We start from the raw sequence: 15,014 nt of genomic DNA, 5'->3' as shown, positions 1-15,014 counted from the left end.
CTACCCCCGGTATTCGAAAGGCGTGGCGAACTCACGCAGGAAGGGCGCGGCGCGGTCCTTGTCTGACAGCACGGGTTCGGCCCCGTCAAGGCCCCAGTCGATCCCGATGTCCGGGTCGTTCCAGCGGATGCCGCCGTCGCAATCCGGTGCGTAGGTGTCGGTGCATTTGTACTGCACCTCGGTATCGGGCGCGCGGGTGACAAAGCCATGCAGGAACCCTTTCGGCACCAGCAACTGACGGCCGTTCTCGGCGCTCAGTTCCACCCCGACCCATTTTCCGTAGGTCGGCGATCCGCGCCGGATGTCCACTGCCACATCGAGGATTGCCCCGCGCGAACAGCGCACCAGCTTGTCCTGGGCGCGGGGTGGCGCCTGATAGTGCAGGCCGCGCAGGGTGCCCACTGCCGCCGACATCGAATGGTTGTCCTGCACGAAGGCCAGGTCCAGCCCGGCTTCGGCCATGCGCGATGCGTTCCAGGTTTCGCAGAACCAGCCGCGCGCATCCCCGAACCGTTGCGGAGAAAGGATTAACACCCCCGGCAAGGCCGTCTTTTCCACTCGCATCACGCCCACCCTTCCGGCATCCCGATCAACCCACCCTTGCCTAGCCGATCACGTCCGGGGTGGCAATCACGGCAAAAGGCGCGCCCTCAGCCGGTCGAGGTAGGCGCCCTGCATCTGTGCATCCTGCCGCGCGATCTGGCGCGCGCGGTCCGGGGCGACGGGGTGGAAGACCACCGGATCGCCGGGGCGGCATTGGGCAAAGGCATCGGTGTCGGATGAAACAAGCGTGGCGATCTTGGGATAGCCCCCGGTCGTCTGGTGATCGGCCAGAAGGACCGTCGGCACGCCATCGCCCGCGACCTGCACCGATCCGCGTACGATCGGTTCCGACGGGATGCCGAGCGCGGATTCGGGAACAAGCGGCGGCCCGGCCAGACGCACGCCCATCCGGTCATAGGCGGCGGTCAGCCGGTAGATGCCTTCGGTGAAGGCCGCCTGCGCCTCGGCGGGAAAAAAGCGGTCCTGCGGGCCCATCACCACGCGCAGTTCGCGGCGCGGGCGCGCCCAGACCGGGCAGGGGATCGGTCCCTCGGCCCTGGCCAGCACGCGCGCCCCTGTCACGCGCAATTCCTGACCGTTGCGCAGGATGCCCCCTCCCATGCCCGAGGCCGCATGGGTCGACCGGCTGCCGAGCCATTGCGGAACCTCAGGCCTGCCCGCGAAAGCGAGGCAGCACCAGCTTCCCCAGGGGCCGCGCCGGATCGCGATCCGGTCGCCTTCGGTCACGGTCATCACCCGCCACGATCCGCCGCGCTGGCCGCCGCGCTGGCCGCCGGTCTCGACGATGAAGCCGCCCCCGGCGATGGCCAGCGTGACCTGACCCGACAAGCAGCGCAGCGTCAGGCCCCCCAGCGAGACCTCGATCCCCGCCGCGCCCGGATCGTTGCCAAGCGCGGCATTCGCCGCCTTCAGCGCGCGCCGGTCCATGGCGCCCGACGCTGGCAGGCCATAGCGCATCATGCCCCGTCGGCCCCCGTCCTGGATGGTGACGAAGGGCCCGGCGAATTCCACGCGGAACAGCGCGTCGCTCATGGCTTCGGTCATGGCTGCCCCCGGCGCGCGGCGTCAAAGGCGGCCCGGTCGATCCGGCGAAAGCGGACGCGGTCGCCCACGTCGAACAAGGCCGGGCGGGTCTCGTCGCCGGTCAGGATCGCGGTAGGGGAACGCCCGATGATCCACCATCCGGTCGGCATGGTCAGCGTCGTCACGATGCATTGCGGCCCCGCGATGATGACGCTGCCCGCCGGAACGCCCCGTACCGGTTCGGGCTTGCGGTCCAGCCGGATTTCGGGCGGCACGCCCGCCAGATAGGCGTAGCCCGGCGCGAAGCCGTAGAGGAATACCTCGTAGCGCCCGGCCAGATGCGCGGCGATCACCGCATCGACGGAAAGCCCCGTGCGGGCGGCAACCTCGGGCAGATCCGGGGCAAGATCGGCATCATAGCAGACGGCAACCTCATGTTCGGCGGGTTCGGGCCGTGGGCCTTCGGGCGCCGAAAGCAGGCCCTTCAGATGCGCGATCACCCCGGCGTGGTCCGCGACCAGCGGATCGAAATCCACCAAGAGGTTCACATAGGCGGGGATCGTCTCGGCAAGGCCGGGAAAGGGGGCGTCGGCCAGCGCCCGGTCAAGCCGTAGCACGGCGGCGTGCGTGGCCGGATCGATCCGGTCGCCGAATTCCACCAGAACGGCGTGATCGGCCACCGGGCGGAACAGGGGCCAGCGCATGAATCAGCCCTTCAGGAAGGGCGCGATGGCGACCCCGGCCGCCGAAAGGCGCGCGCGGATTTCCCCCGCCATGGCCACCGCGACAGGCCCGTCGCCATGCACACAGATCGATTGTGCCGCCAGCGGGATCGGATCGCCATCGACAACCGGCATCAGGCCTGAGTCGAGGAACGCCAGAAGCCGGTCGGCCGCGGCCTTCGCATCGTGGATCATCGCATCGGGCCGCGACCGCGGCACCAGCCGCCCGGTGGACAGATAGCCCCGGTCGGCGAAGATCTCGGAAACCACCTGCGCCGCGGCGGCGCGCGCGGCATGTTCAAGCTCCGTCCCCGAAATCGCCAGGACCACCAGATCGGGCGATATGGCGCGCACCGCCGCCGTGATCGCCTCGGCAACCGTGCGGTCGTCGGCGGCCAGATTGCCAAGCGCGCCATGCGGCTTGACATAGCGCACGGTCGTCCCCGCCAGCGCGGCCACCGCCTGCAGGGCGCCGATCTGCGCGGCCACCATGCGGCCGATCTCGGCCGGGGTCATCGGAATGATCCGGCGGCCGAACCCTTCGCGGTCGGCATAGCCGGGGTGGGCGCCGACGATCACGCCCCGGTCGCGGGCCAGCGTCAGCGTCCTGAACATCGTTTCCGGGTCGCTCGCATGGCCACCGCAGGCCACGTTCGCGCTGGTGACGATGGACAGCATCGCCGCGTCATCGCCCATCGGCCAGGGGCCGTAGCTTTCGCCAAGGTCGGAATTCAGGTCGATGGATCGGATCATGCCTGCCCCTGTGTCGTGCGTGGTTCCCATCCCCGAATGGACCACGCCGCGCGCGCCCTGTCGAGGTTCCGATTGCATCGGATCGGCCTTTGCCGACAGGAGGTTCCTCACCTTCGAAAATTAGCCTTTCATTGATTTGACTTCCCGAAAGGCGCATGCTTGCGCACGTAAAGAGTCGCATTCTTCCCATTACATATTTGCAATTTCATTCCGGAGGGTAATCCCATGGCCGTCACAAGCCGTATCGAACTGGAATCCGTCAAGATCTTTGGTGACACCGCACTCGAATCGAACGGGGCCCTCGCCCCGACCAATAGCGGGGGCTTCCTGCTGAACGGGTTGAACGAAAGTCCGCTCATCATCTTTCCCGATGACCTCGACTATCGGCTTTACGACTCGAACGGCGACCCGGCGCCAAGCCTGTCTGATGGACCTGAAGGGCTGGATCCGGCCATGGCGCTGCTGTCGAACGGGAACATCGTCACGACCTTTTCGACTGGCTCCAACTCCTCGTTTCTGACGATCCGTTCCGCGGACGGCGCAACCCAGGTGCTGGCGCCGATTTCGGTGCCTGGTTCAAACACCGATGTCACGTCGGTTCGAGCGACCTTTCCTATCGTCAACAATGGCGGTTTCGTGGTCGCGCATGAGTTCGACTGGGGCACGGACCGTGACGTCCGAATCCGATTCTACAGTAACGACGGTACAGGCGGAACGACGAGGACGGTGAATGGCGACATATCTTTTGACGACTACGGCGCCAAGGTCACGCAACTGGACAATGGCAATATCGCGGTGGCCTTCACTCGCGAGGATGGGGGCGTCACCTCGGTTCGCTATGCGATCTACAACCGCGACCTCAGCACGGTCATCCAGTCCGATGCACTTCTCGACGGGACCGGGAGTGTCAATGAAGACGTCGCAATAGTCGCAACCGATAACGGCTTTGCCGTGTTCTACGAAGAGCGCTCACCGTTGATTGTCGGAGGCGTCAACCGGATCGTGATGCAGGAAATCTCGTCGACCGGAACGATTCTGGGCAGGAAGACGATCGTTGAATCCTCTGGCCTGTTTCCAACGAATTTCAACGATATTTCGGTGACCCGGATGGATGACGGGCTGCTTGCCGTGTCCTACGTCAGAAGGGCCGGTATCGGCATCATCGGCGAACCCATTCCAACCGATATGGTGGTGCGTCTGGTGGCAGCGGCGCATGACGACACCTTCGCCTCGGCCGAGGTCGTCGTGCGCGGGGGCGGCGACATTACCGATGCAGCCGCACGCACGGCCCTTGCGCGGTTCGGCGCCAACCAGCTTGCCGCGATCTATGACAACCCAGATGCCAACGCGGTTCAGGGCGAACATCTGCGCGTCGTCCGCATCCACGAGGGCGACGCGGCAAATGACACCTTCACCCCGACCGCCCTGCTTGACCGGTTCTTCGGCGGCGATGGCGTGGATACGGCCGATCTTTCGGCTGCGGGTTCGGGCGTTTCGGTCGATCTCGAGGCCAACACCGCCACGGGCGGCCTTGCCACGGGGACGACGTTCGACAGCATCGAGAACCTGATCGGCACGTCCTTCGCCGACACGCTGTTGGGCAACGCGGCGGCCAACCTTCTGCGGGGCGGTCTTGGCACAGATTCCCTTCAGGGCCGCGACGGGAATGACACGCTTCTTGGCGGTGGCGGAAACGATACACTTGCGGGCGACAACGGGGCGGATCGTGCCCTGGGCGGGGCCGGCAACGATGTCCTGCGCGGCGGAAGGGGGGCCGACACGCTGAAAGGCGGCATCGGCAACGACCGGATGTTCGGGGGCGACGGCAACGACCGGCTGATCGGCAAGGGCGGCGATGACCGCCTGTTCGGTCATGGCGGCCGGGACGAGCTGAACGGCGGTGTCGGCAACGACCGCATCTTTGGCGGACGGCTTGTGGATACGCTGGCTGGGCAGGACGGCAACGACACTCTGCTGGGTGAACGCGGGCGCGACGTGCTTCTGGGCGGGCGGGGCAACGACCGGCTTGATGGCGGGGGGCAGGACGACCGGATGACAGGCGGCGCCGGGGCCGATGTGTTCGTCTTCGGGCGCAATGCCGGCGTGGACACGATTACCGATTTCGTCAGCGGGGTCGACCGGATCGACCTTGTGGCCGGCGTGAGCGTCTCCGACCTGATCCTGACCGAGATTGGCAGCGATCTGCGGATCACCATCAGCGGCAAGGCGGGATTCGCCCTGTGGCTGGAAGACACCGGAATAGGCGAGATCACGGGCAGCGATTTCTTCTGATCCGCAGCCCTGCTGCAGTGGCCCCGCCGCAGGTGCCGCGCGAACGGGCCTGAAACGAAAGACGCCGCGAAGGGTGACCTTCGCGGCGTCTTGCCGTGGTATTGGTGCCCAGAAGAGGACTCGAACCTCCACGCCTTGCGGCACTGGTACCTGAAACCAGCGCGTCTACCAATTCCGCCATCTGGGCGATGTCGTGAGGCGGGGATTTAAAGAGGGTCGCGGGCAGTGTCAACGGGGCGCGCAAAAAATCTGCACCCGATCGCCGCTGCAGCGAAATGGCTGTGCGGATGGGCAATTGCGGCTTGTTTGCAGGGTGTCCCGGCGGTAATGAGGCAGGCGAAACGCGGAATTCCCTGAAGGGAGCATCGGCATGAGCAAACTGGTCACCATCTACGGCGGTTCGGGATTCGTCGGGCGCTACATCGCGCGCCGCCTGGCGCAGCAAGGCTGGCGCATCCGCGTCGCCGTGCGCCGCCCGAACGAGGCGCTGTTCGTCAAGCCCTATGGCGTGGTCGGGCAGGTGGAGCCGGTGTTCTGCAACATCCGCGACGATGCGAGCGTGCGCGCGGTGATGCAGGGCGCGGACGCGGTGGTCAACTGCGTGGGCATCCTGAACCGCGACGGTCGCAACACCTTTGACGCCGTGCAGGCCGAAGGTGCGGCACGCATCGCCCGGATCGCTGCGGAAGAAGGGGTTCAAAACCTCGTTCATCTGTCGGCCATCGGGGCCGATGCGGCATCCGACAGCGACTATTCCCGCACCAAGGCCGAAGGTGAGGCGGCGATCCTGTCCGCCTTCCCCGGCGCGGTCATCCTGCGCCCTTCGGTGATTTTCGGGCCGGAGGACGGGTTCTTCAACCGCTTTGCGGGGATGACCCGGTTCGGGCCGATCCTGCCGGTCGTCGGTGCCGACACGAAATTCCAGCCGGTCTATGTCGACGATGTCGCGCAGGCCGCCGTCATGGGCGTCGAGGGCAAGGCCGCTCCGGGCGTCTATGAACTGGGCGGGCCGGATGCCGAAAGTTTCCGCGATCTGATGCGCCGCATGCTGGCGGTCATCCGCCGCCGCCGCCTTGTGCTGAACCTGCCGTTCTTCGTGGCGCGGATCATGGCCTTCGGCTTTGACATGGTGCAGGCGGTGACGATGGGCCTGATCACCAACAAGGTGCTGACCCGCGATCAGGTGAAGAACCTTGCGCGCGACAACGTGGTTTCCCCAGGCGCCCTTGGCTTTGCCGATCTGGGCATCACCCCCACCGCGATGGAGGCCGTGCTGCCCGAATACCTGTGGCGCTATCGTCCGCAGGGGCAATACACGGCAATCCAGGAATCGGCCAAGAACCTGCGCAAGGTCTGATCTGTGGCCGAAGGCAACACGCTTGTCGCGGCCTTCCTTGGCCTGATCGAGGGCCTGACAGAGTTCATCCCGGTATCGTCCACGGGCCACCTGCTGCTGGCGGGCCATTTCCTGGGCTTTGAAAGCGAAGGCAAGACCTTCGAGGTGGTGATCCAGTTCGGCGCGGTTCTGGCGTTGATGGTCGTTTATGCTGCCAAGCTGTGGCAGGTGTTTTCGACCGCGCACCGCGACCCGGCGGCAAGGTGGTTCATCGTTTCGGTGCTCTTGGCGTTCCTGCCTGCGGTCGTGATCGGGGTTCTGGCGCATGACATCATCAAGACGGTGCTGTTTGAAACCCCCATGCTGATCGCCAGCATGCTGATCCTTGGCGGAATCGTCCTCTTGTTCGTCGATCGTGTGGCGCCGGCCCCGCGCCACACCGACCCCGAGGCGCTGCCGTTGCGCACCGCACTGGCCATCGGATTCATCCAGTGTCTGGCAATGGTGCCGGGTGTCAGCCGGTCGGGCGCCACGATTGTCGGCGCGCTGATGCTGGGCGTGGGCAAACGCGCGGCGGCGGAGTTTTCCTTCTTCCTGTCGCTGCCCACGATGGCAGGGGCCTTTTCCTATGACCTCTGGAAGAACCGCGACGTTCTGGATTTCAGCGCCTGGTCCGACATTGCGGTCGGTTTCGTCACCGCCTTCGTCGTCGCCGTTCTGGTGGTGCGATGGCTGCTGAACTTCGTCAGCAGGCACGGCTATGCCCTGTTCGGCTGGTGGCGAATCATCGTCGGCGGTGTCGCGATGGCAGCGCTTTTGTTGGGCTCCGGATAATTTAGGTAAGGCTGACTGACATAAAATTTGCGAATTTTATCGACACCCCGCATATTCGCTGAAAGAAATCGACAAATAGGTAAACTATACTGACTTTTATTCCCGAAAGGCCGGGAGTAAGAAAGCGCACCCACCGAAGGAACGCAGGGAGGCGCCGACATGGCCAAGGAACGGATGCTGAAGTTCGTCACGGTCCCCAAGGAAATGCCGGAAAAGCGGCCCGCGATGCTGCGTTCGCATGATTTCCATGAAATCTATCGCGAATATGCGGAAACGAAGGCCGCCGAACAGGCGGGCCGGTGCAGCCAGTGCGGCGTGCCCTATTGCCAGGCGCATTGCCCGCTGTCGAACAACATCCCCGACTGGCTGCGCATGACCGCCGAGGGCCGCCTGCAAGAGGCCTATGAGCTGAGCCAGGCGACCAACACTTTCCCCGAAATCTGCGGCCGCATCTGCCCGCAGGATCGCCTGTGCGAAGGCAATTGCGTGATCGAGCAATCGGGCCACGGCACCGTGACGATCGGCGCGGTCGAGAAATACATCACCGACACCGCCTGGGAAAAGGGCTGGGTCAAGCCGATCCGCCCAGAGATCGAACGCGCCGAAAGCGTGGGGATCATCGGGGCGGGGCCGGGCGGCCTTGCCGCCGCGGACGTCCTGCGCCGCAAGGGTGTTCAGGTGACCGTCTATGACCGCTATGACCGCGCGGGCGGCCTGATGACCTATGGGATTCCCGGGTTCAAGCTGGAAAAGCCGGTGGTCATGCAGCGGATCGAGCAGCTTGAAGCGGGCGGGGTGAACTTCGTTCTGAACTGCAACGTCGGCACCGACATTTCCTTTGACGCGATCCGCGGACAGCACGATGCCGTGCTGATCGCCACCGGCGTCTACAAGGCGCGCGATGTCGAGGCGCCGGGCGTGGGCGCACGCGGCATCGTCAAGGCGCTGGATTACCTGACCGCGTCGAACCGGGTGTCCTTCGGCGACGAGGTCGAGGCCTTCGCCTCGGGCGAACTGAATGCCTCGGGCAAGCGCGTGGTGGTGATCGGCGGTGGCGACACGGCGATGGATTGCGTGCGCACCGCCATCCGCCAGGACGCGGCCAGCGTCAAATGCCTTTACCGGCGCGACCGGGCCAACATGCCGGGCAGCCAGCGCGAAGTGCAGAACGCCGAAGAAGAGGGCGTGGAGTTCGTCTGGCTTTCCGCGCCCAAGGGCTTCACCGGCGGCGACGAGGTGTCCGGTGTCATGGTGCAGCGCATGCGCCTTGGTGCGCCCGATGCCACTGGTCGCCAGTCGCCCGAGGTGATCGAGGGCGCGGATTACGTCGAACAGGCTGATCTGGTGATCCAGGCCTTGGGTTTCGAACCGGAAGACCTGCCGATGCTCTGGGGTGTGCCGGAACTGACGGTGACACGCTGGGGCACGATCAAGGCCGACTTCCGCACCCACCAGACCAGCCTGCCGGGCGTCTTCGCCGTGGGCGACATCGTGCGCGGCGCGAGCCTTGTGGTCTGGGCGATCCGCGACGGGCGAGAGGCGGCCGATGCGATCCTCGACTATCTGGCGCAGCCCGCGCAGGTGGCCGCCGAATGAACAGGACCGGCGCCGGGTCATGCCCCGCGCCGGACCCCGCGTCCCGCGACGCGATTGCGATCTGACCGTCAGCAGGGCTGACCCCAGGGAAAGGAAAGGGCGATGACAGCACGGTTCGTTTCGGCGCTTGCGCTGGCCCTTGCCCCGCTTTGGGCAGGCGCGGCCGAGGCCAGCACCTTCGCCCCGCCCGAGGGCTGCACCGCCCATCTGACCGTGCAGGCGCGGGCCTGCCGTGTGTCGCATTACTATACCTGCACGCAGGACGCCGCCGGCGATCAATGGCGTGCCGATTTCGACCAGGAGGGGATCTTCTTCCTGTCGCGCATCGACCGCGAGGCGCAATGGGTGGAAAGCATCGACCTCTTTCCGATGGTCCGCCAGACACTTGACCCGAACCCGCAGGACCCGGCCAGCTTTTCCGGGCTGCTGGAAACGGGCGAGGACAGCTTTGCCTTCGGCCTGTCGAAGGACGACGGCGTGCGCAGCACCGTCAGGGGCTTTGACCGGCTGACCGGAAAGACCGTCACGATCGACGGCGTCACGCTCAGCGAAACCCTGTTCGAGTTCACCGAGACCGACACCAAAGGCAACGTCCTGCGCCGGTCGCGCGGCAATGAATATATCCATCCCGAATGGCGGCTGTTCTTTGCGGGCCCGTCGGAATGGGACAATGGCGGCGACTGGCTGCCGGTGGATGGCAGCCCGGTCAGGTTCATCTTTCCGGGAGAGCCGGGGTTCCTTGCGACCGAACCCCTGTTCGACTGCGACGCGATCCTGTCGTCGCTGCCTGCCCTGCCCGAAGGGGGCGCGCGCGATGACCGGCTCTGACCTTCACCGGGTGGGCGGTTGCCTTTGCGGCGCGGTCCGCTTCGAGGCGACGTTGCCGCATCTGAATTTCGGCGCCTGCCATTGCGAGATGTGCCGCCGCTGGACGGGGTCCGCCCTTCTGGGCATCAGCGTCCCGGCCGAAAACGTCGTCTGGACCGGCGAGGATCACATCGCCACACGCCAGACAAGCGGCTGGGCCAAACGCGCCTGGTGCCGCGACTGCGGGTCGAACCTGTGGTTCCGTGTCACCGCACCGGGGCCCTATGCCGACCAGATCGAACTGCCGATCGGGCTGCTGGATGATGCCGGCGGCCTGACCATGACCAACGAAATCTACATCGACCACAAGCCCGACAGCTTTGCCTATGCGGGCGAGGGCCGGACCGTGATGACCCGGGCGGACTGCGTAGCCAAGTTCAGCCTGCTCGACAGCGAATGAAGGGGACATGCCATGACCAACCATGATCAATCCTGGGTCGAGGCGGAAGAAGCCAAGCGCCGCTGGCTGGCCGAGAACGGCCTTTACCGCGAGGATGACGAACATTCCTCCTGCGGGGTGGGGCTTGTGGTTTCGCTGTCCGGCAAACCCAGCCGCAAGGTGGTGGAAAACGGGATCAACGCGCTGAAGGCCGTGTGGCACCGGGGCGCGGTCGATGCCGATGGCAAGACGGGCGACGGCGCGGGCATCCATGTGCAGATCCCGGTCAAGTTCTTCTATGACCAGGTCCGCCGCACCGGCCACGAACCCGACATGCACAAGCTGATCGCGGTCGGCCAGGTGTTCCTGCCGCGCACCGATTTCGCGGCCCAGGAACGCTGCCGCACGATCGTGGAAACCGAAGTGCTGCGGATGGGCCATTACATCTATGGCTGGCGGCACGTGCCCGTCGATATCAGCGTTCTGGGCGACAAGGCCAACGCGACCCGCCCCGAGATCGAACAGATCCTGATCCGCTGCGACAAGGACATCGACCGCGAGCAGTTCGAGCGCGAGCTTTACATCATCCGCCGCCGGATCGAGAAGGCCGCGCTGGCCGCGCAGATCCAGGGGCTTTACCTGTGCAGCCTGTCGTGCCGGTCGATCATCTACAAAGGCATGATGCTGGCCGAACAGGTTGCCGTGTTCTATCCCGATCTGCAGGACGAACGCTTTGAAAGCGCCTTCGCCATCTATCACCAGCGCTATTCCACCAACACCTTCCCGCAGTGGTGGCTGGCGCAGCCGTTCCGCATGCTGGCCCACAACGGCGAGATCAACACGCTGAAGGGCAACATCAACTGGATGAAGAGCCATGAGATCCGCATGGCCTCGAACACCTTCGGCGACATGGCCGAGGACATCAAGCCGATCATCCCGGCCGGCACCTCCGACAGCGGCGCGCTGGATGCGGTGTTCGAGGTTCTGGTGCGGTCCGGCCGGTCGGCGCCGATGGCCAAGACGATGCTGGTGCCCGAAGCCTGGTCCAAGACCACGACCGACATGCCGCAGGCCTGGGCGGACATGTATGCCTATTGCAACAGCGTGATGGAGCCGTGGGACGGCCCGGCGGCGCTGGCGATGACCGATGGCCGCTGGGTCTGCGGCGGGCTTGACCGGAACGGCCTGCGCCCGATGCGCTATGTCGTGACCGGGGATGACCTGCTGATCGCCGGGTCCGAAGCCGGCATGGTGCCTGTGGATGAAGCCACCGTGCGCGAAAAGGGCGCGCTTGGCCCGGGGCAGATGATCGCCGTCGACATGGCCGAGGGCAAGCTCTACCACGACGCCGACATCAAGAACCGCCTCGCCTCCAGCCAACCCTACGGCGAATGGATCGAAAAGGTCGTCGACCTGAACGCGCTTCTGCGCGACGTGCCGGAACGGGCGAAGTTCGCCGGTGGCGACCTGCGCCGTCGCCAGATCGCCGCCGGCTATTCGGTCGAGGAACTGGAACAGGTGCTGGCGCCGATGGCCGAGGACGGCAAGGAAATGGTCGCCTCGATGGGCGACGACACGCCCGCGGCCGTCCTTTCGCGTCAGTACCGCCCGCTGTCGCATTTCTTCCGCCAGAATTTCAGCCAGGTGACGAACCCGCCGATCGACAGCCTGCGCGAAAGCCGGGTGATGAGCCTCAAGACGCGGTTCGGCAACCTCAAGAACGTGCTGGACGAAAACAGCAGCCAGACCGAGATCCTCGTGCTGGAAAGCCCCTTCATCGCCAACGCCGAATTCGACGTGATGGTGAAGCAGTTCGGCGAACAGGTGGCGTTCATCGATTGCACCTTCCCTGCGGGCGCTGATCAGGACGCGCTGCGCACCGGGCTTGAACGCATCCGCGCCGAGGCCGAGGATGCGGTGCGGTCGGGTGCGGGCCATCTGGTGCTGACCGATGAACATCAGGGCGCCGAAAAGGTGCCGATGCCGATGATCCTTGCTACCAGCGCGGTGCATTCCTGGCTGACGCGCAAGGGCCTGCGGACCTTCTGTTCGGTCAACGTGCGTTCGGCGGAATGCATCGATCCGCATTACTTCGCCGTGCTGATCGGCTGTGGTGCGACCACGGTGAACGCCTACCTCGCCCAGGATTCCGTCGCCGACCGGATCGAACGCGGCCTGATCGACGGCAACCTGACCGATGCGATGCGCCGCTATCGCGATGCGATCGACGCGGGCCTTCTGAAGATCATGTCGAAGATGGGCATCTCGGTCATCTCGTCCTATCGCGGCGGCCTCAACTTCGAGGCGGTCGGCCTGTCGCGCGCGATGGTGGCCGAATATTTCCCCGGCATGCATTCGCGCATTTCCGGGATCGGTCTGCACGGCATCCAGATGAAGCTGGAAGAAGTCCATGCGAAGGGCTGGAAGGGTGGATCGGACGTGCTGCCCATCGGCGGGTTCTACAAGGCCCGCCGGTCGGGGGAAAAGCACGCCTGGGAAGCGCAGACCATGCACATGCTGCAATCGGCCTGCGACCGGGCCAGCTATGACATCTGGAAGCAGTACAGCGCGGCGATGCGGGCCAATCCGCCGATCCACCTGCGCGACCTGCTGGACATCAAGCCCTTGGGCAAGCCGGTGCCGATCGAGGAGGTGGAATCCATCACCTCGATCCGCAAGCGCTTTGTCACGCCGGGCATGTCGCTGGGGGCGCTGTCGCCCGAGGCGCACAAGACGCTCAACGTCGCGATGAACCGGATCGGTGCCAAGTCCGACAGCGGCGAGGGCGGCGAGGACCCGGCGCATTTCCTGCCCGAACCGAACGGCGACAACCCTTCGGCCAAGATCAAGCAGGTGGCTTCGGGCCGGTTCGGCGTGACCGCCGAATACCTGAACGCCTGCGAGGAACTTGAAATCAAAGTGGCCCAGGGGGCGAAGCCCGGCGAAGGTGGGCAGTTGCCCGGCATGAAAGTGACGGCCCTGATCGCGCGCCTGCGCCATTCGACACCGGGCGTCACGCTGATCTCGCCGCCGCCGCATCACGACATCTATTCGATCGAGGATCTGGCGCAGCTGATCTATGACCTCAAGCAGATCAACCCGCGCGCCAAGGTTACGGTCAAGCTGGTGTCGTCCTCGGGCGTGGGCACGATCGCGGCGGGTGTCGCCAAGGCGAAGGCCGACATCATCCTGATCTCGGGCCACAACGGCGGCACCGGGGCAAGCCCTGCCACCTCGATCAAATATGCGGGCCTGCCGTGGGAGATGGGCCTGACCGAGGCGCATCAGGTCCTGTCGATGAACAACCTGCGCGACCGGGTGACGCTGCGCACCGATGGCGGGTTGCGCACCGGGCGCGACATCGTCATGGCCGCGATGATGGGGGCCGAGGAATACGGCATCGGCACCGCCGCGCTGATCGCGATGGGCTGCATCATGGTGCGCCAGTGCCAGTCCAACACCTGCCCGGTGGGGGTCTGCACCCAGAACGAGGCGCTGCGCGCCAAGTTCACCGGCACCGCCGACAAGGTGGTGAACCTGATCACCTTCTACGCCCAGGAAGTGCGCGAGATCCTGGCCCAGATCGGTGCGCGGTCGCTGGACGAGATCATCGGCCGGGCCGACCTGCTGACCCAGGTCAGCCGTGGATCGGCGCATCTGGACGATCTGGACCTCAACCCGCTGCTGATCACCGTGGATGGCGCGAACCGCATCACCTATGACCGGTCGAAGCCGCGCAACGCCGTGCCCGATACGCTGGATGCCGACATCATCCGCGACGGCCACCGCTTCTTTGAAGACGGCGAGAAGATGCAGCTGTCCTATGCCGTGCGGAACACCCACCGCACCATCGGCACGCGGTCCTCAAGCCACATCGTCCGCAAATTCGGGATGCGCAATTCGCTGCAACCCGATCACCTGACGGTTAAGCTCACGGGCAACGCCGGTCAGTCGCTGGGCGCCTTCGCCGTGAACGGTCTGAAGATCGAGGTGATGGGCGATGCCAACGACTATGTGGGCAAGGGCCTGTCGGGCGGGCTGATCGTGGTGCGTCCGCAGATGTCCAGCCCGCTGGACGCCTCGGAAAACACGATCATCGGCAACACCGTGCTTTATGGTGCGACCGGCGGGCATCTGTTCGCCGCAGGACGCGCGGGCGAACGCTTTGCCGTCCGCAACTCGGGCGCGACGGTGGTGGTCGAAGGCTGCGGCTCGAACGGGTGCGAATACATGACCGGCGGCGTCGCGGTGATCCTGGGCCGGATCGGCGCGAACTTCGGCGCGGGCATGACGGGGGGCATGGCCTATGTCCATGATCCCGACGGGGTGGCCGAGGATTTCATGAACCTCGAAAGCCTGGTGACCTGCGCCGTGAGCCATCCGCATTGGGAAGCCCAGCTGAAGGGCCTGATCGAACGCCACGCAGCCGAAACCGGCAGCCGCAAGGCCGCGCGGATCCTTGCCAACTGGGAGGCGGAGCGGGCGAACTTCCTTCAGGTCTGCCCGAAAGAGATGCTGCCCCATCTGGCGCATCCCTTGTCGGATGAACTGGCCAAGGTGCCCGCCGAATGACACAGGAAAGGCCCCCGCTTCGGGGGCCTTTCCATTTCCGTCGTCCGCCGGCCGCGCGAAAGGCGGACGGATGCCC

The 15,014-nt window shown here is 65.4% G+C and carries 11 protein-coding genes and 1 tRNA gene; 7 read left to right on the top strand and 5 right to left on the bottom strand.

Annotation, left to right across the window (positions count from 1 at the left end):
• The 4 genes from rfbC to E7811_RS06660 all read right to left on the bottom strand — a co-directional run bounded on the left by rfbC (position 1) and on the right by E7811_RS06660 (position 3,062).
• Positions 1 to 564, bottom strand: coding sequence for a dTDP-4-dehydrorhamnose 3,5-epimerase (gene rfbC / locus E7811_RS06675; protein WP_136393748.1), 564 nt, complete (start codon positions 562 to 564; stop codon positions 1 to 3).
• A 66-nt stretch (positions 565 to 630) separates the two neighbouring features.
• Positions 631 to 1,596: a 5-oxoprolinase subunit C family protein gene (locus tag E7811_RS06670; protein WP_136394265.1), complete on the bottom strand. Its 966-nt coding sequence runs from the start codon at positions 1,594 to 1,596 to the stop codon at positions 631 to 633.
• Between the two features lie 8 nt (positions 1,597 to 1,604).
• Positions 1,605 to 2,291: a 5-oxoprolinase subunit B family protein gene (locus E7811_RS06665; RefSeq protein ID WP_136393747.1), complete on the bottom strand. Its 687-nt coding sequence runs from the start codon at positions 2,289 to 2,291 to the stop codon at positions 1,605 to 1,607.
• A gap of 3 nt (positions 2,292 to 2,294) precedes the next feature.
• On the bottom strand, positions 2,295 to 3,062 hold the full coding sequence (locus E7811_RS06660; protein ID WP_211092102.1) for a LamB/YcsF family protein: 768 nt from the start codon (positions 3,060 to 3,062) through the stop codon (positions 2,295 to 2,297).
• 225 nt (positions 3,063 to 3,287) lie between these two features.
• Here E7811_RS06660 and E7811_RS18330 point away from each other — a divergent pair, with 225 nt between their 5' ends.
• Complete coding sequence (locus E7811_RS18330; protein ID WP_281277030.1) at positions 3,288 to 5,354, top strand: calcium-binding protein; 2,067 nt, start codon at positions 3,288 to 3,290, stop codon at positions 5,352 to 5,354.
• A 102-nt stretch (positions 5,355 to 5,456) separates the two neighbouring features.
• Here the strand turns inward: E7811_RS18330 and E7811_RS06650 are convergent.
• Positions 5,457 to 5,541 (bottom strand) — tRNA-Leu (locus tag E7811_RS06650).
• A gap of 183 nt (positions 5,542 to 5,724) precedes the next feature.
• Here E7811_RS06650 and E7811_RS06645 point away from each other — a divergent pair.
• The 6 genes from E7811_RS06645 to gltB all read left to right on the top strand — a co-directional run bounded on the left by E7811_RS06645 (position 5,725) and on the right by gltB (position 14,938).
• Positions 5,725 to 6,711: a complex I NDUFA9 subunit family protein gene (locus tag E7811_RS06645; protein WP_136393746.1), complete on the top strand. Its 987-nt coding sequence runs from the start codon at positions 5,725 to 5,727 to the stop codon at positions 6,709 to 6,711.
• A gap of 3 nt (positions 6,712 to 6,714) precedes the next feature.
• A complete protein-coding gene (locus E7811_RS06640) occupies positions 6,715 to 7,524 on the top strand; it encodes an undecaprenyl-diphosphate phosphatase (protein ID WP_136393745.1) in 810 nt (269 codons plus the stop codon).
• A 159-nt stretch (positions 7,525 to 7,683) separates the two neighbouring features.
• Positions 7,684 to 9,120 carry an NAD(P)-dependent oxidoreductase gene (locus E7811_RS06635; protein WP_136393744.1) on the top strand — a complete coding sequence of 479 codons (1,437 nt, stop codon included), beginning with the start codon at positions 7,684 to 7,686 and terminating at the stop codon, positions 9,118 to 9,120.
• A gap of 102 nt (positions 9,121 to 9,222) precedes the next feature.
• Complete coding sequence (locus E7811_RS06630; protein WP_136393743.1) at positions 9,223 to 9,948, top strand: hypothetical protein; 726 nt, start codon at positions 9,223 to 9,225, stop codon at positions 9,946 to 9,948.
• Positions 9,935 to 10,387, top strand: a complete 453-nt coding sequence (locus E7811_RS06625) for a GFA family protein (protein WP_136393742.1) — start codon at positions 9,935 to 9,937, stop codon at positions 10,385 to 10,387. Before E7811_RS06630 ends, E7811_RS06625 begins: the two co-directional genes overlap by 14 nt.
• Before the next feature lie 12 nt (positions 10,388 to 10,399).
• Positions 10,400 to 14,938: a glutamate synthase large subunit gene (gene gltB / locus E7811_RS06620; protein ID WP_136393741.1), complete on the top strand. Its 4,539-nt coding sequence runs from the start codon at positions 10,400 to 10,402 to the stop codon at positions 14,936 to 14,938.
• The last annotated feature ends 76 nt before the right edge of the window (positions 14,939 to 15,014 follow it).

The organism is Aliigemmobacter aestuarii (assembly GCF_004799285.1).
GTDB classification, from domain to species: domain Bacteria; phylum Pseudomonadota; class Alphaproteobacteria; order Rhodobacterales; family Rhodobacteraceae; genus Aliigemmobacter; species Aliigemmobacter aestuarii.
Note: the sequence above shows the minus strand (reverse complement) of the source record. Positions and strands in the feature narration are given on the sequence as shown.